We start from the raw sequence: 24,012 nt of genomic DNA on the forward strand, positions 1-24,012 counted from the left end.
ATCGTATGCCGGCCTTACCGGGGCGTGTCGGCGGAGCCCGTACCGTCGCCGCCCGACGGGCCGGAACCCGCCCGCGCGCCGGGGGCGGTCCGGCTGGCGCGCTGCGCGCGGCCGGCGGCCTCGGTGGCGGCATCCATCCAGGACCGGGCCCGGCCGGCGGTGCCGCCCACCCACTCGCCGACGTCACTGGCACCGTCGCCGAGGCGGCGCAGCAGACCGACGAGCGGGTCGGTGGAGCGGCCGAACTCCTCCCGGTACGACTCGGCGGCGGCCTTGACCTCCTCCGAGACGCTTGTCGAGGAGTCGTCGTCGCGGCGCGGATAGTCCCCGGCCAGCACCCGCCCGTACGCCCCGGAGTCGATCCACTGCCGCAGCTGCGCCGCCCGCGCCACAGGCACCGGGTGGGTGCTCCACGCCGTCATCCGGATCTTGTGCAGGCTGTCGCGCAGGTCGCCGCCACCGGCGTACTCGGCCGCCTGCTCCAGGAAGGCGGTCGTGTCGATCTGGGACAGGTCACCGCCACCGGCGAGCTTCATCAGCAACCGCAGCGCGGCGGCCGGGTCCTGCCCGGCGAGCAGGCCGGCCCGGTCGGCGGAGAGTTCCGCCTTGCGCCACCACTCAAGCATCGCCGCGATGATCGCCCGCAGCGCGAACGCGCCCACCGGCAGCCAGCTCAGGTTGGCCGCCCAGCGGGTGAGGATCATGAGCATTGTCTTGTAGACCGCGTGCCCACTGCCCACGTGCCCCAGCTCGTGGCCGATCAGGCAGCGCAGCTCGTCCTCGTCGAGCTGCTGCACGCAGGCGGAGTTCACCACGATGAACGGCCGGTCCAGCCCGACCGCCTCGGCGCCCAGCCACGGCGACTGCGTCACGTACACCTCGGGCAGCTCCGCCAGGTCGAGCGTCGCCGCCGCCTCGGTGTAGCGCTGCCACACCGCCGGATACTGGCGGTGGTCGACCCGGATGCCGGACGCCAGCACGGACAGCCGGAAACCGCGCTCGTTCCACATCCCGAAGAACGCGCGCACCACGTCGTCGAACCCGCGCAGCTCCCGCAACGCGACGAGAGCGCCCCGGTCGGCCGGATGCTCCCACGCCCGCGAACTGATGCCGGTGAGGGTGATCCGCCGCCGCGCTGGCGCGTCCGCTGCCGTCATGGTGGGCTCCCCGTTTCGCCGTAGCTCCTCGCATCGTGCCCCAGCCGGTGGCCGACGTCCATGCCCGCTCAGCGGATCCGCACGTAGTACCGGCCGCCGTCGAGCGGCAGGGTCGGCGCCCCGTCGACCACCAGATCGGCCTGGGCGGCGGTGTCGTCTGCCTCGAAGTGCGCCCGCTCCCCCACGTGCCACCGACGCAACTCGGGCAGGATCTCCGGGCCGTCCCGCCGTACCGCCCGCGCCAGCCGCAACGAGGCGGGCGCCGTCACGAACACCGCAAGCGTCACCTCCGGCCGGACCACCGCGCGGGCGGCACTGACCCCCTCCAGCAGCAGCACCGGCGCCACCGGCACCGACACCGGGCGGGGCAGGAAACGTCGCCGCACCCAGCTGTAGCGACGGTAGGCACCCGCCCTCCCCTCGCGCAGCGGCGCCAGCACCTCCTCGTCGAGCCGGGACCAGAAGGTGAGCTGGTCGTCCCAACCGTCGAGCAGGTCGTCGGTGTGCACCACCGGCGGCGGTCCACCGGGCAGCGCCGCCAGAGCCTCCGCGAGGCGCGCGGCGAACCGGCTCTTGCCCGCGCCGCTCGGCCCGTCCACCGCCACCAGCCGGGTCCGCCCCAATCGCGCCGGGCCCGCGAGCACCCGACGCGCCAACTCGGAGTACGCCTCGACGACCGCCACCGGCAGCCTCCCGGTCCCGCCGTGGGCCGTCACCCCGTCCGGCGTCGACCCGCCGTGGTGAGCGGTCGGTGGGCTGGCGGATTCGGACACGGTCGCAGTATGCCGTCGCCGCCGTGGGCCAGGTGATCGAGCCACTGCGACACGTGTGGTTGACCGTCCAGGTCGGCCACACGTCACGTCCGGGGGAATTGGGGTGGCGGCGGGTGACGCCCGACCCGTTCGCCGTCCCTGGTGGCATCGGAATCGGCATCATCGGGTGGTGCTCCGAGACGTGATGAGCCCCGGCATCGACGCCCTGCTCGAACAGGCCCGAGCCGGGCTGCACCGACTGACTCCGCAACAGACCGTCGAGGCGGTCCGGGGCGGGGCCCTGCTTGTCGACACCCGCACCGAGACACAGCGCCGCGAACAGGGCGACCTGCCCGGAGCGATAGTCATCGACCGGACCGTGCTGGAGTGGCGCCTCGACCCGGCCAGCGCCTGGCGCATCCCGGAGGCCACCGGCTACGACCGGGAGATCATCCTGGTGTGCCGGCAGGGCTACAGCTCCAGCCTGGCCGCCGCCAGCCTCCAGACCCTCGGCCTCCGTCGGGCCACCGACATGATCGGCGGCGTCGACGCCTGGCTGGCCGCAGGCCTTCCCACCAGCGACCGCCCCGCCGACATCCGCCCCTGAATCCCGCGCCGCGCCTGCCCGTGCCGCACACCGCCGGCGTCCCGCCTGGTGGGTCAGGAGGGTGGAGGGCCGGGTGGGATGAAGGGGAGGCCGGCAGGTGGGCCGGACTCGACGAGCCGCCAGAGGGCGTCGGTGTCGAGGTGCTCCTCGACCAGGTCGCCGAGCAGGTCGAGTGAGCGTTCCCGGGCCGCGGCGAAACTGGTGTCCGGTGCGACCTGGAAGCCGGTACGCCCGGCCAGCCGGGCCGCCTCGGTGAGGAACCAACGGCGGAACGCGTCGGACTCGAACGCACCGTGCCAGTGCGTGCCGTGCACCGCACCGAGAACGGCGCCCTCGCCGGCACCGTCGGCACCTGTCAGCAGCGGGGCCAGAGTGGGATCGGCCTGCGAGACGTACCCGTGGTGGATCTCGTAGCCGCGCACCGGGACGCCGCCGTGGGCGGTGCCCACCGACTGCCGGACGGTCTTGCGCGGATCGAAGGTGATCTCGATGGGCAGCATTCCGAGCCCCGGCACGCTGCCCTGCCGGCTCTCCACCGGGTCGTGGATGGCGCGGCCGAGCATCTGGAAGCCGCCGCAGAGACCGAGCAGAGGCTTACCGGCGGCCACGTGTGCGGCAACCGCGTCCGCGAGCCCTGTCTCGCGTAGCCAGGCGAGGTCGGCGACTGTCGACTTGGAGCCGGGCAGGACGACGAGGTCGGCGGCGGCCAGTTCGGCTGGTTCGACGGTGAGGCGTACGCGGACACCCGGCTCGGTGGCCAGCGCCTCCACGTCCGTGGCGTTGCTGATCCGGGGCAGCCGCACGACTGCCACGTCCAGCCATTCGGTGCCGCGCGGGGCGGCCGGCCGGCCGAGCACCCGGCCGTAGGCGAGGGAGTCCTCCGCGTCGAGCCACAGGTCGAGCGCCCACGGGACCACCCCGTAGGTGGGACGGCCGGTGACGTGACGCAGCATGTCCAGTCCGGGTTGGAGCAGGCCGAGATCACCCCGGAACTTGTTGATCACGAAGCCGGCGATCAGCGCCTGGTCCTCGGGGTCGAGCAGGGCCACCGTGCCGAACATCGACGCGAAGACACCGCCTCTGTCGATGTCGCCGACCACGATCGTGGGCAGGTTGGCGTGTCGGGCCAGCCCCATGTTGACGTAGTCGCCGGACCGCAGGTTGATCTCCGCGGGGCTGCCGGCACCCTCGCAGACGACCACGTCGTACGTGGCGCGCAGCTGCGCCAACGCCGCGTACGCGGTCTCGGCGAGCCGGGGACGCAACTGCCGGAACGTGCCGGCGGTGATCGTGTCGACGGCCTCGCCGAGCAGCACCACCTGGCTGGCCAGGTCACTGCCCGGTTTGAGCAGCACCGGGTTGAACCGCAGGTCGGGTGCCAACCCGCAGGCGGCGGCCTGCATGGCCTGCGCGCGCCCGATCTCGCCGCCCCGCCCGTCCGGCCCGACGACGACAGCCGAGTTGTTCGACATGTTCTGCGCCTTGAAGGGCGCCACCCGCACGCCCTTGCGGTGCAGCCAGCGGCAGATGCCTGCGGTGAGGACGCTCTTGCCGGCGTCGGAGGTCGTGCCGGCGACGAGCAGTCCGCCGCTCACCGCCCGGTCCCCCGCCCGACGGCGCCGAACCCACGGCGAGCCGCGCCACCGAGCCCGCGGCGACCCACGGCGGCGACCAGACGGCCGACTGTCACCGGGTACACGGCGGCCAGCCCCAGCGCGGCCAGACCTACCGCGCCGGAGATCCGGGCGGCCCGCTTGAGGTGCCGCGCCTCGGGGCGGGGGCCGTCGCCGAGGAAGGGACGCACCTCGGAGCGGCTGAAGTAGACGTTGCGTCCGCCGAGACGGACCCCGAGCGCACCGGCCATCGCCGCCTCGCACTGCCCGGCGTTGGGGCTCGGGTGGTCGTTGCGGTCCCGCCGCCACACCCGCCAGGCCCGCTCCCGGTCGCCGTTCGCCACCGGCGCGACGGCGACGGTGAGCAGCCCGGTGAGCCTCGACGGCACCAGGTTGAGCAGGTCGTCCAGCCGGGCGGCCGGGGTGCCGAAGCGTTCGTAGCGCGCCGACCGGTGCCCGACCATCGCGTCGAGGGTGTTCGCCGCCCGGTAGCCCAGCAGGCCGGGCAGGCCGGCGACCGCACCCCAGAACAGCGGGGCGACGACCGCGTCGGAGGTGTTCTCGGCGACCGACTCGACGGTTGCGCGCGCCAACTCCGGCTCGTCCAGCATCGACGGGTCCCGGCCGCAGAGGTGACCGAGGCGTCGCCGCGCGGCGGGCAGGTCGCCGGCGCGCAGCGTACGACCCATGACGGTCGCCTCGTGCCGCAGCGTACGACCGCCCAGCACGGCCCACGTGCCCGCTGCCACGAGCACCGCCCGGGTCACCGGCCGGTGCCGGGTGGCTGCCGTGGCGACCACCCCGAGCACCACCGGCCCGCCCACGGCCAGCGCGGTGAACGCCGTACCCGCCGTCCGGTCCGGCCGGTAGAGGCGGCGCTCCAGCGCTCCGGCGACCTGCCCGAAGCCGGCCACCGGGTGCCACCGGCGCGGGTCGCCGATGAGCCTGTCCAGCGCGTACCCGGCCAGCAGACCCACCGCGTTCGCCACCGGCGCTGTCCGTCGCACGCGCACCACCTCCGGCCGGCCAGCCTAGACGAGTGCCCGGCGCCGGCCGGGGCAACCGCGCGTGCCGCTGGCCTGCCCGGGGCCCGCCGACAGGTACGCCGCGCGCCGAACGGTTGCCCACGCGGGGTGACGACGCCGACCGCGTCGCCACCCCGCCCCCGTCGTGCCACGGGCGCCGGAGCACCACCAGCGGCGTCAGCGGACGCGCCGCCCGGAGCACCGCAGCGACGTCAGCCGGCGGCTCTGCGGCTCGGCCCGCACCTGTCGGTCACGCCGGCTGCGGAACCCGGCCGCGTCGCCGCCGACCGGTAGGCGCGGCAGCCGGCTCGCCTTCGTCCGGCACCGGCCCCAACTCGTCGTCCGAGTCGTCGTCCGGGTCACTGTCGGGCGCTTCGGCAGGGGTCGCCAGCTCGTCGTCGTCGAGCCCGGCCAGGTCGTCGGCCCGCCCAGCCGGCACGTCACCCCCGAACGACCCGCTGAACGAGCCGCCGCCGGCCAGGGTGGCACCCATCGGGCCGGTGCCTGAGGCCCCGAAGTCGGACAGCTCGAAGTCGTCGTCCAGCGGGCGGTCGTCGGGCAGCACCGGGGCCTCGCCGGCGGGCACCGGCTCGGTGGACTCGCCGTGCACCCGACTCTCGGCCTCCGCGTCCTCGACGGTGCTGGTGGTCATGCTCGGGCGGTTACGCAGGAAGCGGGCACGGCCTCGGGACAGGTCGTGACCGACGGCGACCGCCTCCAACTCGTAGAGGGTGCGGTGGTTGCCGGCGTCGTCGGTCCAGTCGCGGGTGTAGAGCCGCCCGCAGACCACCACCGGGTCGCCGACCATCACCGAGGCGGCAACGCCTTCGGCGAGCTTGCGCCAGCAGTTGACGCGTACGCGAAGGGAGTTTCCGTCGACCCAGCGACCGCTGTCGCGGTCGAGGCGGCGGGCGGTGGAGGCGACCTTGAAGTTGGCCACCAGGGTGTTGCTCTGGGTGGTACGACGCCACTCGGGCGTGGTCAGCACATTGCCGACGATCGTGACGTACGTGTCGAACATCGTCCCTCCAGGGGATCGGGAAGCCTGCCAGCGCGAGTCGACTCGCCACCGAGCCTGGGCGTCGGCGCCGGACGCCGCCAGCACGATCGCCGGGCCTGTGGACGACGAGGCCACCTGTGGACAACGCCCTGATCACGCCCGGATGTGGTACGGCCGACGCGCCGTCGACGGTTTCCGGGGCCGACCGAACTGGGTAAGGACTTGATCAACGCACCACCGACAGCTCCACGTCGACGAGAGGTCAGCGCCATGATGATCACCACCATCGGCTCCGCACCCACCACCGAGGCGCAGCGATGAGCGCCGTGGCGAACCCCGCCACCGTGGCCGAGTGCCTGCGGGTGGGTGCCGGGTTCTCGCAGGGCGACCGCAACTGGATCGCCGAGCAGTTCGCCACCCTCGACGCCCGGCTGGCCGGTTTCCACGCCGACGCCACCGAGCTTGAGGTGTCGGTGAAGGACCGCGAGGCCCGGGGGCAGAAGGTCACCCTGGAGTGTTGGATCGCCGGCCGACAGAAGATCGTCACCACCTCCGCCGAGGAGGATCTGCACGCCGCCCTCAACGACGTCCGCGACGACCTGCGCCGCAAGCTCAACGACGCCAAGACCCGCCAGGAGCCCCGGCACAACAAGCACCTGCGCGACGTCCCGCCGCCGCAGAGTGAGCTGGACCTCGCCGACGGCCAGGAGCAGCTGCCCGCCGCCGACCCCAGCCGCGCCGACGCGGAAACGGTCTGACCCACGCCTCGTGCCCCGCGATCCTGCACCTTCCGGGCCGCGCACGCAGCTCGCAGTGGCTGCGCCACGGCAACAGGAGCAGGATCGCGGGGGCAGGCCAGGATCGCGGGGCGGGCCAGGGCGCGGGCTACCGCCGGGTAGGTTCGCGGCGTAGCGTCGCGGTCGTGGAACCGGACGTGTTGGGGCCGCCGTACGAGCGGCAGACGATCGACCTGGGCACCGACGACGAGGGGCCTGTCGTCGCGACACTGGTCCGGCGGCGGGCGGAGCGCCCTACCGGACGGGCCGTGCTCTACGTGCACGGCTTCGTCGACTACTTCTTCCAGACCCACCTGGCCGACTTCTTCGCCGAGCGTGGCTGGGATTTCTACGCCCTCGACCTGCGCAAGTACGGCCGCAGCCTGCTCCCCGGCCAGACCCCGAACTTCTGTCGCGACATCAGCGACTACTTCCCGGAGCTGGACGCCGCCGCCGAGATCATCCGGTCCGACGACGGGCACGACACGCTGCTGGCGATGGGTCACTCCACCGGCGGCCTGATCATCTCGCTCTGGGCGGACGCCCGCCGCGACGCCGGCACCGTCGACGGCCTGGTGCTCAACAGCCCCTTCTTCGACATCAACGCACCCTGGGCGGTGCGCAGACCCCTCGCGGCCGCCGTCTCCCGGCTGGGCCGCCGGGCGCCGCACCGCATCCTGCCGTTCGGGCTGGGCACGGTGTACGGCGAGAGCCTGCACGCCGACCACCGCGGCGAGTGGACCTACGACCTGGCGTGGAAGCCGCTGGCCGGGTTCCCCGTGCGGGCCGGCTGGCTGAACGCGATCCGCACCGGTCAACGCCGGCTGCGCGCGGGGCTGGACATCCAGGTGCCGGTGCTGCTGGCCTGCTCGACCCGCTCGTTCCGGGGCACAAAGTGGCACGACAACGCGACCCTCGCCGACGCCGTGCTGGACGTCGAGCACATGGTCCGGTACGCGCCCCGCCTCGGCCGCCACGTCACACTGGCCCGCTTCGACGGCGGGCTGCACGATCTCACGCTCTCCGGCCCCGCCGTCCGGAAGAAGGTCTTCGACGAGGTGGGCCGCTGGGCCGAGGCGTTCCTGGCGGCCGGCCCGACCGCCCCGGCCGACGAGCCCGCCGACACCGCTGGGACCTCCATCCCGGGGGGTCGACAGCCGACGGCCGACCCGGCGGGCCTGGCAACGCCCAACGGCTGAGCCAGCCGGTTCAGGCGTCGCCGGGCGTCGCTGGCAGGACCGCGCCGATCCGGTCGAAGGTCGCCACCCGGTGACCGTCGACGCCGGGCAGGACCAGGCCCAGGCAGTACAGCGACACCTCGCCGGTGGCGTCGACCTGCACGACGAAGACGGGCGCGCCGACGTACCCCGGTGGCAGGTCGTCGGTGATCCGCACGTCGTCCCCGTCGCGGACCACCCGTTCGATCGCGACCTCCAGCGGGCGCGACCCGTCCTCCCGTACCCCTTGGGCCAGCACGAAGGCGGAACTGGCGTCGGCGCCGAGGCGCGCGACGACCTCGGCCCCGGCGGCGATCGCGGCCGGCACCGGCTGCACCCGCCACCGCCAGCCGCCGTCGCCGGCGTGCCGGTGCAGGCCGGCGGTAGGTAGCACCGCCACCCCGTCGCCGGGGTAGCGGGACCAGCCGGGCACGATCTCGCCGTCGACGAGCGCGTCGGGGGCGACCCCGTCCGGCTCGGTGACGCTCCCCCGCAGGCCCAGCTCACCGTCCGGAAAACCGACCAGGTCGGCCGCCGTCACCAGCGTCTCCCCCACAGGGTCGTCACCGCTGCGGAAGAAGAACGCGGTGCCGAAGCCCGCCGACGTACGGTACGGAAGAATGGCACGGCCGACGACCTGGCACAGCTCGTAGGCGACGCCGCTCTCGGCGTCCGGATCCAGCAGCACCAGCCGAGGGTACGGTCCGGTGCCGGGCCGGCCAGCGGGAACCCGGATGCCCGTCGCCCCGCCCCCGTAAGACCCTGCTCGGCAATGTGGACGCGGCCACCCGTTGGCCCGACGCGCGGTGGGTTGGCGGTACCCTTCTGGCGCGACATCCACGCCGCGCGCCCGTAGCTCAGCGGATAGAGCAGGGGACTTCTAATCCCAAGGTCGTAGGTTCGAACCCTACCGGGCGCACCGTCTCCACCAGCAGAGCGTCTGTGCCGCATCGGAACCGCTCGGTCTTGGGGATCTTGACGCGGCTCACCAGGTGCTGTCGGCGGCTCGCCGGGCCTCGATGATGGGGAGGAGATCGCTCAACGACACGATGACATCGCTCGTGGTGCTCTGCTGCGCATCTCGGTCGAGCGTGACGCCGTGATATCCGAGGTCCTTGGCGGCGGCCACGAGCTGCGGGTCATCGTCGATGAACAGGCACTCGTGCGGCTCAAGGCCGAGTAGGCGATTACCCTCGGCGTACATCCGCGGGTCGGGCTTGCGGCAGCCGAGGACCTCGGAGATCGCGAAACCTTCGAAGTAGTGCCCGATGTCCAGACTGGCGAACGTCGCCTCCAGCCCGGCCCAGTTGTCGGAGACGATCGACATGCGAACGCCCCAGAGCTGTAGCTGGTCGAGGACGCGACGAACGTCGGGATAGGGCTCGATGGTGGGCCCTGCGGCCGGAGCCTCCAGATGCTGCAGTAGTTGCTCCGATGGGCAGTCGATGCCGAGCGCCGCCAGCATCGTCCGGTGATAATCGGTGCGGTTGGCCGTTGCGGTTGACGCATCCAGGAAGCGCTGCCCGGCTTCGATGGCCTCGGGAAACAGGCCCTCCCGCACCTGAGGGTGATGCGTCATGACGATGCCCTCGAAGTCGTACCGAGGATTCCACCGACCGCCGATCGGTCGTGTCAGGACACCTCCGGCGTCGAACATCACTCCACGAACACGCCCCTCGTCCTTCACCGGCGGAGCCTACCCGCTTCGTCGGACATCGATGGCCCGTTCATCGAGGAGATCCGCCTTACCCGACCGGTACGGCTCTTGACCATGCAGCGGTTGGCGCTCCTCGGTATCGACACCACGTTCGTGGAGGCGGCACCCACATCGGATCCGGATCTGGTGAGCTACGGAGCGGGCGCCCGGCGGGACCAACCCCCGCTGGCTGCCCGCCGCAGCTCTTCAGATTCCCCGACCGGGTTGAGCCGGTGGTGGTGTCAGCCGAAGAGGGCGCCGGGGATGTCGGCGTAGAAGAGGGCGGGGTCGCGGGAGAGCGAGGCCTTGACCTTGGCGGTGGGACTGTCGGCGATCACTTCGAGCTTGCCCGCTTCGAGGCCGTCCAGGGCGATGGCCACCACCTCGTGGGGTGGGAGTTTGGGGATGTCGACGGCGGCCATCATGTCGGTGTCGGCGATGGCCAGCGCCAGTGCGGTGACCTGGGTTCCCTGGTCGGCCAGCTCGAGTCGGATGCCGTTGGTGAGAGACCATTCGGCGGCCTTGGAGGCGGCGTAGCCGTTGCTGGCGGGGGCGAAGGCGTACCAGCTCAGCGCCGAGATGACGTTGAGGATGGCACCCCCGGCGAGCCTCGGGGCGAACGCGCGGGTGACGTTGAGGGTGCCCCAGAAGTTGGTGTCGAACTCGCGGCGGATGTTCTCCGTGGAGGGCCCGAGCAGTGGCGCGTTCGTGGAGATGCCGGCGTTGTTGATGAGGATGTCCAGGTCGCCCACCTCGGCCGCGGCGGCGTCGATGGATGCCGGGTCGGTGATGTCCAGCTGGAGTGGTACGACGCCGGGGATGTCGATGTTGTCGGGGCGGCGGGCGGTGGCGTAGACGGTGGTGGCGCCGCGGGCGACGAGAGCCTCGGCGAAGGCCTTGCCGAGGCCACGGTTGGCGCCCGTTACGAGGGCTTTCGTGCCGTTGATCTGCATGGAGCTAGGCTAGAACCTCACGTTGACGTCAGAGGCAAGTATTGCGAGGTGGGTCACTGTGCGGATCGGGGATCTGGCGAACCAGACGCGGGTCAGTGTTCGCGCGCTGCGGTACTACGAGGAGCAGGGCCTGCTGGTCTCGACGCGGTCCGAGAGCGGGCAGCGGCGCTACGGGAACGCGGCGGTCGACCGGGTGCGGCTGATCCAGCAGTTGTACGGCGCGGGACTGTCCAGCAGGACGATCGCGGAGCTCCTGCCGTGCGTGGACGCCGGGGTCAGCACCCCGGAGTCGCGCGCACGCCTGGCGGCGGAGCGAGACCGGATCAACGCGCAGATCGCCGAGCTGACGAGCACCCGGGACAGGCTCGACGCCATCATCGAGGTGACGTCGGGGCCGAACCCCCAGTGCGACTACGTGTGAGCGTGGCGGCCCGGCCCTGCCGGGGATAGCGTCGATCCGTGTCTACGTTCCGGGCTCCTCAGGTGATTCTCTTCAGCGAGGACGTCCCCCGCGCCGCCGCCTTCTACGCCGGTCTCGGCTTCACCGAGACGTTCCGGGTGCCGACCGAAGGCGAGCCGATCCACGTCGACCTCGCGCTCGACGGCTACCGGATCGGTGTCGCCTCGGTGGCCTCGACGCGCGACGACCACGGACTCGACCCGGTGCCGCAGGGGCAACGGGCCGCGGTGATCCTCTGGACCGACGACACCGCCGGCGCGTACGCCGCACTCACGGCGAACGGCTCCCCCGCCCTGGCCGCACCGCACCCGTGGCTGGACCGTCTGCTGATTGCCTGGACCGCCGACCCGGACGGCAACCCGATCCAGATCGTCCAGCAACTCTGAGGCGTACCTCCGACGCAGCCCTGGTCGCGACAACGGCGACCTGCGGCGGCGCGGACGTCGCGTCGGCCTCCGGTTTTGTCCATCATCGAGCGACATTGTTGACTTGGGTGGGTAATTCATCTTTGATGGTCGATGCCAACTGTTCGACATGGTCGGGCGACAGGTCGCCTGGGGCGGCCGGTCGACGATCATGGAGGACGGATGCGATTCTTCGCGCGCACCAAACCACGCCAGTCCCGCCGACGGTTGCTACCGGCGGCGGTGGCGGCCGTGACACTGCTGACCGTGGCGGTCGCCGTGCCCGCTGCGGCGGCTGCTCCCGCGACGGTTGTCGGCGTGGGCAGTGGCCGCTGCCTGGACGTGGTCGGCAACGTCCGGACGGCAGGCACGGGCCTCAACATCTACGACTGCAACGGGCAGGCCAACCAGTCGTGGACCTTAACCTCGGCCGGTGAGTTGCGGGTGTACGACGAGACGATGTGCCTGGACGTGGTGGGGCAGGACACCACCTCGCCGGCCGCCATCCAGATCAACGGGTGCACAGGTGGCGCGAACCAGCGCTGGCGGATCAACACCGATGGGACCATCGTCGGCGTCCAGTCCGGTCTGTGCCTGGACGTGACGGGCGCGGCGACCGCCAACAGCACCCCCGTCAATCTCTGGACCTGCCACGGGCAGGCCAACCAGCGGTGGACGACGGCCCTGGGCAGTGCCGACAGCCAGCCGCCCACCGCACCGGGCAGCCCGCGGGTGAGCGGCCTGACCTGCAACTCGGTGACCTTCGCGTGGAACGCCTCGACCGACAACGTCGCTGTCGCCTTCTACGACGTCTACCACGACGGTCAGCTCATGAAGTCGGTGAGCGGCACGACGCTGTCCACAAGCCTCACGGTGGTCGCCGGCGCGACCTGGGGACTGTACGTCAACGCCCGCGACGCTGCCGGCAACGTGTCGCAGGCAAGCACCACCGTGTCGATCACGCCGCCGCCGTGCCAGGCCGACACCCAGGCGCCGACCGCTCCGCAGCAGCTCACCGGCACCGCCTCGGGCACCAGTGTCACGCTGCGGTGGACCGCGTCGACCGACAACATCGGGGTACGGGCGTACGACGTCTTCCGCAACGGCGTGAAGGTCGGCACGGTCACCGGCGCTCCCCCGGTCACCACGTTCACCGACAGCGGCCTCGCGGCGAACACCGCCTACCAGTACCAGGTGGTGGCCCGGGACGCGCAGGACAACGTGTCTCCGCGCAGCGGCACCGCGACGGTGACCACCGGCGCCGGATGCGGAAACGCGGTGTGCGGGGTACGGCAGGTCACCACCGACACCGACATCCCGTGGGGGCTCGTGACGTTGCCGGACGGCAGCGTCCTCTACAACCGCCGCGACGCGCACGACATCATCCAGCTCAACCCCACCACCGGGGCGAAGACCAACCTGGGCACGGTGCCGAACGTGCAGAGCACCGACGGTGAGGGCGGCCTGTTGGGTCTGGCCATCTCGCCGAGCTTCACCAGCGACAGGTGGTTGTACATCATGCACACCTCCCCCACCGACAACCGGGTCGTCCGGATCAGGTTGGAGAACGGTGCGCTCAACACGGCGAGCGAGCAGGTGCTACTCAGCGGCATCCGGCGCAACAAGTACCACGACGGCGGTCGCCTGCGGTTCGGCCCGGACGGCAAGGTGTACGCGAGCACCGGCGACGCGCAGAACGGCAACTACGCGCAGGACCGGTCGAGTCTGGAAGGCAAGATCCTGCGGCTCAACCCGGACGGCACCGTCCCGTCGGACAACCCGTTCGGCAACTACGTGTGGAGTTACGGCCACCGCAATCCGCAGGGGTTGGCGTTCGACTCGCAGGGTCGACTGTGGGAGCAGGAATTCGGCAACTCGATCATGGATGAGACCAACCTGATCACCAAGGGCGGCAACTACGGCTGGCCCGCGTGCGAGGGCACCAGCGGCACCTGTGGCACGGCCGGATTCATCGCACCGGCACGCACCTACCCGACCGCGGAAGGGTCCTGCTCCGGCATCACGATCGTGCGGGACGCCCTCTACGTGGCCTGCGCACGGGGTGCCCGGATGTATCGCGCGGTGATCAGCGGCAGCAGCCTGACGAACGTGCAGACCTACTTCAGCGGAACGTACGGCAGGTTGCGGACGGTGGAGCCCGCCCCCGACGGTGGGCTCTGGCTGACCACCACCAACCAGGGCGACAAGGACAGCACTCCGAACAACAGCAACGAACGCATCCTGCACGTCACTCTCGGCAACTGACAGGTGGGCCACCTCCGGCGCGGGCGGCAGGTTGCGCCCGCGTCGGAGGATGTGCACCGTGACGAGACGACGGCGCGGATCCCCGGCACCGACCCCGGCTGGCATGCGCCCGCGAATGCGGATCCTGCTGATCTCGATGGCGATGCTGCTGCCGGGGCTGGGCCTGGCCGGGGGTGCCCTGGCATACCGGTGGCACGTGTCGTCGGAGGCGGACCGGTTGCGGGCCGACGGCGTGCCGGTCACGGCCCACGTGTCCGACCGGGCAGGAGACGGTGGCCGGGGCAGCGGCATCGACCGGATCGAGGTCTCCTACCTGTACGAGTCGAAGCAGTACAGCACCTGGATCCCCTGTGCCGGTGGGACCGGCTGCCACCGGACTCCCGGACCGACGATGGCCCTGTGGGTGGACCCGGCGGCCCCGGAGAAGTTCGTGGCGGCGAACGGGCACACCAACGGCTCGTTGTCGTTCCTGATGTCCTGGACGGCCATCCCGGCCGGGCTGGTGTTCGCCGTCCTCGGCGGCGTCGGGGTGGTGCTGGTCATCCGCACCCGAGACGACCAGTGGGCGTAGGCCGCCCCGTCAAGCCGCGGTTGCGGCGACGCAGAACTCGTTGCCCTCGGGGTCGGCCATCACCACGTGGTGCCTGTCGACCTCCTCCAGGACGAGCCCACCCGCCTCGACCAGGCGGTTGGCTTCCGCCATGATCCGCGCCCACCGCTCGTCGGGGCTTCCGCTGCCCTCCACCCGGATGTCGATGTGGAGGCGGTTCTTGGCCGTCTTGGGCTCGGGCACGTCGAGGATGGACAGGCGCGGACCGACTCCGTCGGGATCGCACAGCCACGCCCCGTCCGCCGGGTCGTCCTCCGGCAGGTCGAACTGGGCGAGCCACTCCGCCCGGGTCGCGAAGGGCGGTGGCGGCGGTTCGTCGATGTAGCCCAGGGCCGTCTTCCAGAACGCGGCGAGCACCTGCGCGTTGGTGGAGTCGAGTGTGAGGTCGATTCTGGCTGGCATGATCGGACCGTACGGCACGCCTGCGACGTTTCCACCTGCGCGACTCAGAGGGGACCGAGCAGGCCGGCGAGCGTGCTGTCGCCCTGACCGAGCCCCGACCCGCCGGTCGGCGACACCACCAGGAAGCGCCGGCAGCCGTCGAGTTCCACGTACCTGTCGGGGCCGCCGGTGCCGTCCAGCGGTCGCAGCACAGCGAAGCGGGACGCCGGAGTGGCACAGTCGACAACGGCCCGCCGGTTGCCCAGTGCCCGCAGCACGCCCGCCTGGCGCTCGCGCGGCAGCGGTCCGCCGTACACGAAGTCGCCCGCCGGCTTGCCGCCGCCCTGCTCGGACGGGGGTACCTGGTAGACGCAGAGGCGCAGCGGCCCGTCGGTCGGCGCGGCGGGTGGCACGGGCGGTCCCGGGCGGCGGCCGTCTGTGGTCTCCACCCACACCATGTCCGCCCAGTGTTGGGCGCAGCCGGCAGCGGCCGCCTCAGGGGATTCGACGGACCCGACGGTACGGGTGTCCACGGTGGTCAGTCGCAGTCCGGCAAGCGCGGTTCGCACCTCGACGCGCGGTTTGCCGCAGGAGTCGGTCGGCAGGTACGGGCGCAGCCAGCGGCCCCGTTCGTCGAGCAGGGCGAGCCACGGCGGGACGATCATGTCGAGGGTGCAGGCGAACTCGCCCCTCGGCCGCTGCTGGTCGGGCAGGCGCAGCGCCTCGACGAGCGCGTCGATCTCGTCGGCGTGGCGCTCGGTGGCCACCTGCTCCTGCCCGCCGCCGGGACGCGGCCGGATCTCCCTGCCGCAGAGCACCGCGGAGGCCGGGGTGAACGCCTTGTCGATCCGCCCGATCTCCGGCCCGTTCCGCGCGGAGGCCGGCGGTGCCGGCGAGCCGGTGTCCGCCGGCGGGGCCGGTATCTCCGCGCCCGCCTGCGGGGCCGCCTCGGCGCAGGAGGTCCACGACCCGACGATCTCGGCCGGGCCGGGATCGTCGACCGGCCCGCCAACCGTTTCCCCGCAGCCACTCAGGGCCACCCCGAGCAGCGCCACCACCAGGACATTGCGACCCTTTGGCATGACTGTGGGACGACCGCGGGCCGGGCCTGGTTCCCGGGCCGGCGTGACGCCTCCGACCCTCGCTGACGCCGCCGGCCCGGTCCGGAGCGGCAGTGGGCATGATGCCCCCATGGCGCATCTGGGACTTGTCGCGTTGCTGGTCGGGGAGTACGACGAGGCGATCGACTTCTACGTCGGTAGCCTCGGCTTCGAGTTGGTGGAGGACACTCCCCGAGCGGACGGCTCGCGCTGGGTGGTGGTGCGCCCGCCGGGTGCCCGGGAGACGGCGTTGCTGCTGGCCCGGGCGCGCGGTCCGGAGCAGCGGGCCCGGGTGGGCGACCAGACGGGTGGGCGGGTCGGCCTGTTCCTCTACACCGAGGACTTCGCCCGGGACCACGCGCGGATGGTGGCGGCCGGGGTGCGCTTCCTGGAGGAGCCGCGGCACGAGCCGTACGGCTCGGTGGCGGTGTTCGCCGATCTGTACGGCAACAAGTGGGATCTGCTCCAGCCTCGCAGCACAGAGTGACACATTAGCGACAGTCCGCGCACAAGGGATGATCGACGGCCACCGGTCGTGCTATTCTCCGACGTCGATCTCTGCCGCGCGGACCCGGACCGGGTCGTTGTCGGAAGGACACTTCCCGATGCCGGCCGTTGCCGCCCCGAGCGTGCCGCCGCCCGCGCTGGACAATCCGGCCGGTGGCGTGCTGAACCTCATCTTCACCACGACTCCGGCGCTGCTGCGGCTGACCTGCGGGTTGGTCAGTGCGGCGGTGGCGCTGTCGGTGCGTACCCCACCTGTCGAGACGGCCCTGCTGCTGCCGGTCGTGGCCGCGCTCACCGGCTGGTCGTTGTGGTATGCGATCCGCGCGCTGCGGCACGGATTCACCCCGGCCCTGACCGCCGCTGACGTCGCGATCACCGCGGTGGTCTGCCTGCTCATCCCCGTGCTGGTGGCGCCCGGTGTGCTTCCCGGCGAGGGCAGCTGGATCGCGGTGCTCGCCAGCACCACGGTGATCAACGCACAGGCCACCGGCACGCCGCAATGGTCGGTTCCGGCCGGGCTGCTGGTCACCGCCACGTACGCGGTGGGCACGTACTCCGCCGGCAACCCCACCGAGGCACGCGCCCACGCGGCCACGCTGCTGGTGCAGACCGGCTGCACGGCGATGATGACAGCGGTGATGCGCCGGCGGATCGGCCGCGCCGACCGGGCGTTCGCCGAGCATCAGCGGCTGACCAGGGAGGCGCTTGTCGCCCGCGCCGCCCGGGAGGCCGAACGGCAGCAGAACCGCGACCTGCACGACACGGTGCTCGGCACGCTGACCATGGTGGGGCTCGGCGCGGTGGCCGGGCCGTCGGCCGCGTTCCGCGAACGGTGCGCGTCCGACCTGCGTACCCTCGTCGCGGTGGCCGACACCGGCCCGGTGGCCGGCGACGGCCCGGTGTCCCTCGACGGGCGGCTGCGCAGGGTGCCCGACCGGCTGCCCGAGCTACCGGTGAGCGTGGAGCTGGCACCCTGCGCGGTGCCCGCCGGGGTGGCCGACGCGATCACCGAGAGCACCTACGCGGCGCTGTCGAACGTGGCCAGGCACGCCCCGGGGGCGCGGGCCTCGCTGCGGCTCACCCGCGACGCGATCGCCGTCGTGGTCGAGGTCGCCGACGACGGCCCGGGTTTCGACCCGGCCACCGTCCCCGCGCACCGGTACGGGCTGCGCGAGTCGATCCGTGGCCGGATGGCGACGGTCGGCGGACGGGCCGAGGTGGACTCGACGCCCGGTCAGGGCACCCGGATCCGGCTGGAGTGGCCCGGTGTCGGCTGACCTCGACGCCACCGCGCCGGCACCCGTCCGGCTCGACGTGCCGGCGCCCCGCGAGTCGACCCAGGCGGAGGCTCTCGCCGCGCCTGCCGCGGTGGCCCACGCGTCCGACCGGGGTGCCCGGATCGTCGCCGTCGCCATCGCGCTGGCCTGGCACCTCGCCATCGGGCTGCCCGCGGTGCTGGCCGCCCGCGCGGATTTCGCCGCGCCGGTGGTGGTGATCGGCGGCTGGGTGCTGGTCCTCGCGGCCGGTACGACGGCCGGGGTGCTCCTGCTACGTGACACACCGCTACCACCGTGGCCGCTTGCCGGTTTTCTGGTCGTCGTCGACGCGGCGGTCTTCGCCGCCGCCGGCGAGCGCCAGCTGTTCACGGCCGCCAACTGGGTGTGGGGCACGCTCGGTTGGTTCTTCCTGCTGGCGCTGTGGGGGCGGCGGGTCACCGGGCTCGTGGCGCTGCTGACCGTGCACGCGTTGATCGCGCTGGTCACCGTCCTGGGGCACGGCATCGACGAAGCCGACCTGGCCCGGTACGTCATGTACGTCTACGGCACGTTCTCGCTCCCGGTGGCGATCTTCGTGGGGAGCACGATGATCGTCGGGTTGGGTCGGGACCGGGCCGCCGCAGCGGCCGCCATGCACACGATCGCCGCGGAACGGGACGCCGCCGAACGGGGCCTGCGCGAACGCCGCGACCGGCTCTCGCTGGTCGGGGCGACGGCCGGCCGGGTCCTCGGCGAGTTGGCCGCCGGAGAGGCCGACCCTGACGACCCGGAGGTGCAGCGGCGGTGCGTGCTCGCCGCCGCCCGGCTACGCCGCCTGATCGCCGAGTCCGACGACGTGCCGGACCCCCTGCTGCACGAGCTGCGGGCAGCCGCCGACCTGGCCGAACGCAACGGGCTCCCGATCGACCTGGTCACCATCGGCAGTCCGCCGCCGCTGCCGGTGGAGATTCGCCGCCAGTTGGCCGACCCGCTCACCGCCCTCCTCGCGGGCGCCCGCGACTGGGCCCGGCTGACAGTGGTGTCCGGCCCGGACGAGGTGGTGGTCAGCCTCGTCACGCCGGACCGGCCGGCGCCGGAGGCGACCGGTCCACCGCCCGGGGAGTACGACGACGGGCCGGTGCAGCACCTCTACGAACGGGACGGGAACATCAGATGGGCGCAGACCCGGTGGCGGAGATGACCGGCGGGCGGCCGGTCGGCGTGGCGATCGTCGACGACCATCCGGTGGTCGTCGAGGGGGTCCGCGCGTGGCTCGCCACCGAGGCGCGACTGACGGTGCTGGCCACCGGGGACGACCCGGACGAGGTGCTGCGGGCCGCCCCGCACGCCGACGTGGTCCTGCTCGACCTGCGGCTGCACGGCAGGATGGCGCTGGACAAGTTGGCCGAGCTGAGCGCCGCCGGGCGGCGGGTGGTGGTCTACTCCGAGCACACCGACCCGGACACGATGCTCGCGGCGCTGGACGCGGGAGCGGCGGCGTTCCTGGCCAAGCACGAGGGCCGGGAGCACTGCGTGGCGACCGTGCTGGCCGCCGCGAGCGACCGCCCGTACGTGCCGCCGGCGCTCGCCGGCGCGATGGTCGGCGACCCGCGACCGGACCGGCCGATGCTGTCGGACAAGGAACGGGAGGCGCTGCTGCTCTGGTTCCAGTCGATGTCCAAGGCGTCGGTGGCCCGGCGGATGCAGATCAGCGAACACACGGTCAAGCAGTACGTGGACCGTGCGCGGATCAAGTACACCCGGGCGGGGCGTCCGGCTGCCACAAAGGCGGCGTTGCTCGCCCGGGCGATCGAGGACGGCCTAGTCCGCCCGGAGGAGATTGGCATCTACCGGTCACAGGCGACGCACGACCGGCCGACCCCCTAACGGGCGTCATGACAGCGGCTGTCGCGTCCGCCACGCTTTGGAGACAGCCAGCTGACCGGAAGGTCGTGACGATGCACTGCGACGCGTCTCCCTTCTTTATCGGGCCGCACCGGTTCGACACCATGGACGACGACGTGGGGCCGGTCCTGGACCGCCGGTACGACCTGCGTCCCAGGCCCGGTGAACGGGTGCTCGGCCGGTACAAGATGCTTGTCGCCGGCTACCTGCTCGGGCCGACGGAGGCGCGGCGGGGCTGGGGGTTGCCCGGTCCGGTCTCGGTGACCGTCACCGACCAGCGGGTCTGCTGGGTGGGCACCGGTTCGCAACTCTCCCTGGTCGCCGACGACACGCCCCGCACCCGGCTCGCCGGTCGACTGCCGGGGCTGATGAGCGGGCAGATCCGCTGGCAGTGGCCGTCCCGTCTGGAGCTGCCGCCGGCCGCCGGGGACACCCCCGCGCAACTGCTGATCGTCTGCGACGCGTTGCGCACCATCCAGCAGCCGGCGTTGGCCCTCGGCGGGCCGGTCGGCGAAGTCACCGCGCTGGCCCAGCAGGTCCGCCGCGCGGTGGCGATGTTCCGGCTCACCCGGCCGCAACTGGTCGACCTGTCGGCGCAGGAACGCGACGTGCTGCTGCTGCGGGCCGGCCCCGGCCTGCTCGCCGGGGACACCCGGGTCACGCTGCCGGGCTCACTGCCTGTGGAGTTCCGTTCCCGCGACGACTACTACCGGGCCGGGCCGGAGCAGACCCCGTGGACCGGGCTCGCAGGCGGCGCAGCATCCGGGCATCGGTGAACCCGACCGTTCGGGCGGCCGACTCCACTGTCGTGCCGTGGCCGATGAGGTGCTCGGCGCGTTCCACCCGCAGCAGCTGCTGGTAGCCGAGACGGCAGACACCATCGCGCCCGGATGCGGACCGATCTGGTCACCGGCCCGCCGCTCAGACGCTGGGGCTGCGCTGCTCCCCGGCCGGGTCCATGGCGGCGGCCTCCTCGGGCGTCGGGGCGCTGCCACCCAGGTGCGCGGGCAGCCACCAGGTGTCGTCCGGGCCGGAGGGGGCGTCCGGGTACTCCCGCTGGGCCCGCTCGACGAGCGCCGTGAGCCGGGTCGTCAGCTCGGCGGCCAGCACGTTCGGGTCCGGATAGTCGGCGGGGTGGATCGGCTCGCCCACCAGGATCGTGATGGGCGTGTGCCGGCGGGTCAGCGTGCGAGGGCGGCCCTTCGTCCAGAGTCGCTGTGTGCCCCACAGGGCGACAGGCAGCACCGGCACCTTCGCCGAGCGGGCCATCCGCACCGTGCCGCTCTTGAGTTCCTTCACGGTGAACGACCGGCTGATCGTCGCCTCCGGGAAGACACCCACCACCTCGCCGTTCTTGAGCGCGGCCACCGCCGCGCGGAACGACGCCGCGCCCGCGTCCCGGTCCACCGGGATGTGCTTCATCCCGCGCATCAACGGCCCGCCGATCCGATGCGCGAAGACCGACTGCTTGGCCATGAAGCGGACCATCCGACCGGAGGGGTTCGCGCCGAGACCGGCGAAGATGAAGTCGAGGTAGCTCACGTGGTTGCTGGCCAGCACGGCCCCGCCGGTGCGGGGTACGTGATGGGCGCCCTCGATGTTGATCTTCAGGTCGAGGACCCGGAACATCGTCTTGGCGGCGGCGATAACGGGCGGGTACACGAGCTCCGGCATTGGCAGAATCTACCCTGCCCAGCTGGGGATCGCCTGGGTGCCGACCGGCGGCGACGCCTCTGCGCGCCGCCGCCCGGTCGGCCGGCCCGTCCGGTCAGTCGGCGAGGTTGTTCAGGTCCACCCGACCCCGGGCGAACGCGTCCACCCGACCCCAACGACCAGGAATGTCAAGCACCTCGATGCGGCCCATCCCCACCGGCAGCCGCGGCTCGACCGCCAGGTGCCCCTCGTGCGGCTCCAGGCCCAGCATGGTGCGCAGCAGCAACAGCGGCGTACCCGTCGACCAGGCCTGCGGGCTGCACGCCGTCGGGTACTCCACAGGGAACTTGGTCAACTCCCGGGGGTAGCCGCCGAACGCCTCCGGCAGCCGCCCGTCGAAGTAGGTGGCCGCGTCCAACATGCCGTTGGCGATGCAGGCCGCCTCCTCGGCGAAGCCGTACCGGCGCAGACCCCAGGCGATGAACGAGTTGTCGAACGGCCAGACCGTGCCGTTGTGGTAGCCGATCGGGTTGTACCGGGCCTCGCCCTCGGCAAGTGTGCGTACGCCCCAACCGGTGAAGAGCCGTGGCCCCACCAGGTGCTCCGCGAGCTTCTCCGCCCGCTCCGGCTCGGCGATCCCGCTCCACAGCAGGTGACCGATGTTGGAGCTGAGGACGTCGCACTGGCGGCCGTCCGGGTCCAGGGCCAGGGCGTAGTACTCCCCGTCGGCCACCCACCAGTCCCGGTTGAACCGCTCCTTCAGCTCCGCGGCCTCGCGCTCCAACTGGTCGGCGAACCGCGGGTCACCCCAGAACTCGCGGGCCATTCGCGCCGCGCGGACCTTCGCGTCGTACGCGTAGCCCTGCACCTCGCAGGTGGCCCTCGGGAACGGCGGCAGCGTGCCGTCGGCGTAGGAGATCGAATCCCACGAGTCCTTCCAGCACTGGTTCTCCAGGCCGGTCTCGGTGTTGCGCCGCTCGTACCAGATGTAGCCGTTGCCGATCAGGTCGGCGTAGCTGTCGATCCACCTCAGGGCGGCCCGGGACTCCTGCTCCAGCTCCTTGACCAGCGCGACGTCCCCGGTCCACCGCTCGTACTCGTCGAGCAGCACGACGAACAGCGGGGTCGCGTCCACCGAGCCGTAGTACGGCGAGTGCGGCTGCTCCTCGAACGCGGCCGTCTCGCCGTACCGCATCTCGTGCAGGATCCGACCGGGGTCCTCGTCGCGGAAGTCGTCGAACCGGCTGCCCTGCAGCGACGCCAGGATGCGCAGCGTGGTCTTCGACAGCTGCGGGGTGAACGGCAGCGTCTGAAGGCAGGTGAGGATGCTGTCCCGGCCGAACATGGTCATGAACCAGGGCAGGCCGGCCGCGGGCAGCGTGGCGCCGCCGAGCGACAGCGGCGAGAAGCGCAACGCCGCCAGGTCGATGAGACTGCGCCGGTACGTGCTGGCGACCCGACCGTGCTCACTGTTGACCTTCGGGGCGTCGGCGATCCACTGCTCCAGGTCGTGCTGGAGGGCGAGCCGCTCGGCGCCGTGCGCCCGGACTCCCATGCGCAGGTCCCGGCCTCCGGGCCCGAGCGCGTGGGTTCGCACGTCGATCGCCGTGTTCCACTGCTCGTTGGGTTCCAGATGCACGGTGTACGCGAAACCCCTGCTGTCGTAACGGGCCTCGGTCGACGAGGAGATGACCGTCTCGCGCCGGAAGTTGCCCCGGCGGTAGCCCAACCGCAACCTGTCCGGCTCGACCTCGGAGTAGTTCTCGCCCTTCTTGTTCAGGATCTCGTCCTTGACCTGGAACAGGTCGGCGAAGTCCGACGCCGCCTCCATCCGGATCTCCAGGTCGACGGGCTTCTCGTCGTGGTTGAGGATGGTGAGCTGCTCCCGGAAGCTGCCGCCCACCGCGCGCTCCCGGATGATCGACAACTTCGCGTCCACGTAGTGCGTGGCCATGCCCGGCACCAGGAAGAACCGGGACTCGAAGTACTGCAGGTCGTCGAAGGAGAGGGAGTTGAGGCGCTCACCGTTCACGGTGAGCACCCAGGTGGACAGGAACCGGGTGTCCAGCGAGAACAGCCCGGTCGGCTCGCTCGGTGTCGCCTCGATGTCGCCGGTGTCCTCGCAGACGACGAACGTGCTGCCGTCGAGGATCCGGACCGTGTTGCTCTGCCCCATCAGTACACCTCCTCGGTGAAGCGCCGACGCGGCCCGCGGGCGTCCGGGGAACCCGGGAAGATCCGCTCCACCTGCACGACGAGCCGCGCGTCACCGGAGACCGTCATGTCCCCGCGCAGCAGGGCCGCAATGCCGTGTTCACGGCCGGTGGCGATGTCCTCGAAGAGGGCCGGGCTCGCCCCGATGACGGTGTCGGCCTCCTGGTCCTCCTGACTCACCTCCAGCCGGCCGTGGTCGATGGCCAGCAGCCAGTGCCGGGTCTGCGCGCCCTCGTGCAGGTCGATGCGCAGCGTCCCGGAGGCCTTCGCCAGCAGGGGCTCGTACCCCCGCCGGTCCAGGTCCTCGAAGAACCTCGTGGTCGCGTCCACCATCGGGTCCACTCCTCCCAGTTCGCCGGGCCCGGGATCCCACCCGGCGCGCTCGCGTCGCGCGCACGGCCGGCTTGGCACGTCCCCGCACGGGTCCCCGCCGGGTACACCGTCAACCTCGCCCGGATCGG

The 24,012-nt window shown here is 72.1% G+C and carries 25 protein-coding genes and 1 tRNA gene; 13 read left to right on the plus strand and 13 right to left on the minus strand.

The features are described from left to right. Nucleotides 1-14: 14 nt before the first annotated feature. Nucleotides 15-1,157 (minus strand): M48 family metallopeptidase, encoded by a 1,143-nt coding sequence (locus tag AB0N27_RS23470; RefSeq protein WP_364373580.1) that lies wholly within the window; start codon nucleotides 1,155-1,157, stop codon nucleotides 15-17. Between the two features lie 68 nt (nucleotides 1,158-1,225). After that, entirely contained in the window at nucleotides 1,226-1,873 is a 648-nt protein-coding gene (locus AB0N27_RS23475; RefSeq protein ID WP_364374266.1) for a hypothetical protein, read from the minus strand. Between the two features lie 241 nt (nucleotides 1,874-2,114). Here AB0N27_RS23475 and AB0N27_RS23480 point away from each other — a divergent pair, with 241 nt between their 5' ends. Next, nucleotides 2,115-2,516 carry a rhodanese-like domain-containing protein gene (locus AB0N27_RS23480; RefSeq protein ID WP_364374269.1) on the plus strand — a complete coding sequence of 134 codons (402 nt, stop codon included), beginning with the start codon at nucleotides 2,115-2,117 and terminating at the stop codon, nucleotides 2,514-2,516. A 53-nt stretch (nucleotides 2,517-2,569) separates the two neighbouring features. Here AB0N27_RS23480 and AB0N27_RS23485 read toward each other — a convergent pair whose 3' ends face one another. The 3 genes from AB0N27_RS23485 to AB0N27_RS23495 all read right to left on the minus strand — a co-directional run bounded on the left by AB0N27_RS23485 (nucleotide 2,570) and on the right by AB0N27_RS23495 (nucleotide 6,175). Beyond that, nucleotides 2,570-4,111, minus strand: coding sequence for a cobyric acid synthase (locus AB0N27_RS23485; protein WP_364373583.1), 1,542 nt, complete (start codon nucleotides 4,109-4,111; stop codon nucleotides 2,570-2,572). After that, on the minus strand, nucleotides 4,108-5,136 hold the full coding sequence (locus AB0N27_RS23490; protein ID WP_364373586.1) for a cobalamin biosynthesis protein: 1,029 nt from the start codon (nucleotides 5,134-5,136) through the stop codon (nucleotides 4,108-4,110). Before AB0N27_RS23490 ends, AB0N27_RS23485 begins: the two co-directional genes overlap by 4 nt. A gap of 268 nt (nucleotides 5,137-5,404) precedes the next feature. Next, on the minus strand, nucleotides 5,405-6,175 hold the full coding sequence (locus AB0N27_RS23495; protein WP_364373589.1) for a single-stranded DNA-binding protein: 771 nt from the start codon (nucleotides 6,173-6,175) through the stop codon (nucleotides 5,405-5,407). A gap of 296 nt (nucleotides 6,176-6,471) precedes the next feature. Between AB0N27_RS23495 and AB0N27_RS23500 the strand changes: the two genes are divergently transcribed. Continuing rightward, nucleotides 6,472-6,912 carry an HPF/RaiA family ribosome-associated protein gene (locus tag AB0N27_RS23500; RefSeq protein ID WP_364373592.1) on the plus strand — a complete coding sequence of 147 codons (441 nt, stop codon included), beginning with the start codon at nucleotides 6,472-6,474 and terminating at the stop codon, nucleotides 6,910-6,912. Nucleotides 6,913-7,076: 164 nt separating this feature from the next. After that, complete coding sequence (locus AB0N27_RS23505; RefSeq protein WP_364373595.1) at nucleotides 7,077-8,129, plus strand: alpha/beta hydrolase; 1,053 nt, start codon at nucleotides 7,077-7,079, stop codon at nucleotides 8,127-8,129. Between the two features lie 10 nt (nucleotides 8,130-8,139). Here AB0N27_RS23505 and AB0N27_RS23510 read toward each other — a convergent pair whose 3' ends face one another. Further along, the gene (locus AB0N27_RS23510; RefSeq protein ID WP_364373598.1) at nucleotides 8,140-8,835 is read right to left on the minus strand and encodes a hypothetical protein; all 696 of its coding nucleotides are present in this window, start codon (nucleotides 8,833-8,835) and stop codon (nucleotides 8,140-8,142) included. Between the two features lie 158 nt (nucleotides 8,836-8,993). On the opposite strand from AB0N27_RS23510, the gene AB0N27_RS23515 reads away from it, so the two are divergent. Continuing rightward, a tRNA-Arg gene (locus AB0N27_RS23515) sits at nucleotides 8,994-9,066 on the plus strand. A gap of 66 nt (nucleotides 9,067-9,132) precedes the next feature. Here AB0N27_RS23515 and AB0N27_RS23520 read toward each other — a convergent pair. Both AB0N27_RS23520 and AB0N27_RS23525 read right to left on the minus strand, forming a co-directional pair. Then, a complete protein-coding gene (locus tag AB0N27_RS23520; protein ID WP_364373601.1) occupies nucleotides 9,133-9,834 on the minus strand; it encodes an HAD-IA family hydrolase in 702 nt (233 codons plus the stop codon). Nucleotides 9,835-10,085: 251 nt separating this feature from the next. After that, the gene (locus tag AB0N27_RS23525) at nucleotides 10,086-10,796 is read right to left on the minus strand and encodes an SDR family oxidoreductase (protein ID WP_364373604.1); all 711 of its coding nucleotides are present in this window, start codon (nucleotides 10,794-10,796) and stop codon (nucleotides 10,086-10,088) included. 58 nt (nucleotides 10,797-10,854) lie between these two features. Here AB0N27_RS23525 and AB0N27_RS23530 point away from each other — a divergent pair, with 58 nt between their 5' ends. The 4 genes from AB0N27_RS23530 (at nucleotide 10,855) to AB0N27_RS23545 (ending at nucleotide 14,496) form a co-directional block, all read left to right on the plus strand. Beyond that, the gene (locus AB0N27_RS23530; protein WP_364373606.1) at nucleotides 10,855-11,217 is read left to right on the plus strand and encodes a MerR family transcriptional regulator; all 363 of its coding nucleotides are present in this window, start codon (nucleotides 10,855-10,857) and stop codon (nucleotides 11,215-11,217) included. A gap of 38 nt (nucleotides 11,218-11,255) precedes the next feature. Continuing rightward, entirely contained in the window at nucleotides 11,256-11,642 is a 387-nt protein-coding gene (locus tag AB0N27_RS23535; RefSeq protein ID WP_364373609.1) for a VOC family protein, read from the plus strand. 201 nt (nucleotides 11,643-11,843) lie between these two features. After that, complete coding sequence (locus AB0N27_RS23540; protein ID WP_364373612.1) at nucleotides 11,844-13,925, plus strand: PQQ-dependent sugar dehydrogenase; 2,082 nt, start codon at nucleotides 11,844-11,846, stop codon at nucleotides 13,923-13,925. Nucleotides 13,926-14,040: 115 nt separating this feature from the next. Next, entirely contained in the window at nucleotides 14,041-14,496 is a 456-nt protein-coding gene (locus AB0N27_RS23545) for a DUF3592 domain-containing protein (RefSeq protein WP_364373615.1), read from the plus strand. A 9-nt stretch (nucleotides 14,497-14,505) separates the two neighbouring features. Here the strand turns inward: AB0N27_RS23545 and AB0N27_RS23550 are convergent, their stop codons facing one another. Together AB0N27_RS23550 and AB0N27_RS23555 are read right to left on the minus strand one after the other, a co-directional pair. Next, on the minus strand, nucleotides 14,506-14,937 hold the full coding sequence (locus tag AB0N27_RS23550; RefSeq protein ID WP_364373618.1) for a VOC family protein: 432 nt from the start codon (nucleotides 14,935-14,937) through the stop codon (nucleotides 14,506-14,508). Nucleotides 14,938-14,981: 44 nt separating this feature from the next. Then, complete coding sequence (locus AB0N27_RS23555) at nucleotides 14,982-15,998, minus strand: hypothetical protein (protein WP_364373621.1); 1,017 nt, start codon at nucleotides 15,996-15,998, stop codon at nucleotides 14,982-14,984. A gap of 109 nt (nucleotides 15,999-16,107) precedes the next feature. On the opposite strand from AB0N27_RS23555, the gene AB0N27_RS23560 reads away from it, so the two are divergent. The 5 genes from AB0N27_RS23560 to AB0N27_RS23580 all read left to right on the plus strand — a co-directional run bounded on the left by AB0N27_RS23560 (nucleotide 16,108) and on the right by AB0N27_RS23580 (nucleotide 20,460). Next, nucleotides 16,108-16,503 (plus strand): VOC family protein, encoded by a 396-nt coding sequence (locus AB0N27_RS23560; protein WP_364373624.1) that lies wholly within the window; start codon nucleotides 16,108-16,110, stop codon nucleotides 16,501-16,503. Nucleotides 16,504-16,621: 118 nt separating this feature from the next. Then, nucleotides 16,622-17,800, plus strand: coding sequence for an ATP-binding protein (locus tag AB0N27_RS23565; protein ID WP_364373626.1), 1,179 nt, complete (start codon nucleotides 16,622-16,624; stop codon nucleotides 17,798-17,800). Nucleotides 17,801-17,837: 37 nt separating this feature from the next. Beyond that, nucleotides 17,838-18,980, plus strand: a complete 1,143-nt coding sequence (locus tag AB0N27_RS23570; protein ID WP_364374272.1) for a hypothetical protein — start codon at nucleotides 17,838-17,840, stop codon at nucleotides 18,978-18,980. Beyond that, nucleotides 18,953-19,666 carry a response regulator transcription factor gene (locus AB0N27_RS23575; protein WP_364373629.1) on the plus strand — a complete coding sequence of 238 codons (714 nt, stop codon included), beginning with the start codon at nucleotides 18,953-18,955 and terminating at the stop codon, nucleotides 19,664-19,666. Before AB0N27_RS23570 ends, AB0N27_RS23575 begins: the two co-directional genes overlap by 28 nt. 71 nt (nucleotides 19,667-19,737) lie before the next feature. Continuing rightward, nucleotides 19,738-20,460 carry a hypothetical protein gene (locus tag AB0N27_RS23580; protein WP_364373632.1) on the plus strand — a complete coding sequence of 241 codons (723 nt, stop codon included), beginning with the start codon at nucleotides 19,738-19,740 and terminating at the stop codon, nucleotides 20,458-20,460. 145 nt (nucleotides 20,461-20,605) lie between these two features. Here AB0N27_RS23580 and AB0N27_RS23585 read toward each other — a convergent pair whose 3' ends face one another. The 3 genes from AB0N27_RS23585 to AB0N27_RS23595 form a co-directional block, all read right to left on the minus strand. Then, entirely contained in the window at nucleotides 20,606-21,358 is a 753-nt protein-coding gene (locus AB0N27_RS23585; RefSeq protein ID WP_364373635.1) for a lysophospholipid acyltransferase family protein, read from the minus strand. Between the two features lie 94 nt (nucleotides 21,359-21,452). Further along, nucleotides 21,453-23,513: a glycogen debranching N-terminal domain-containing protein gene (locus tag AB0N27_RS23590; RefSeq protein ID WP_364373638.1), complete on the minus strand. Its 2,061-nt coding sequence runs from the start codon at nucleotides 23,511-23,513 to the stop codon at nucleotides 21,453-21,455. After that, nucleotides 23,513-23,884, minus strand: coding sequence for an SCP2 sterol-binding domain-containing protein (locus tag AB0N27_RS23595; protein WP_364373641.1), 372 nt, complete (start codon nucleotides 23,882-23,884; stop codon nucleotides 23,513-23,515). The genes AB0N27_RS23590 and AB0N27_RS23595 overlap by 1 nt, the downstream gene beginning before the upstream one ends. Nucleotides 23,885-24,012: the final 128 nt, after the last annotated feature.

Origin of the sequence: Micromonospora sp. NPDC093244 (genome assembly GCF_040683695.1) — a bacterium.
In the GTDB taxonomy this organism is placed as follows: Bacteria; Actinomycetota; Actinomycetes; order Mycobacteriales; family Micromonosporaceae; genus Micromonospora.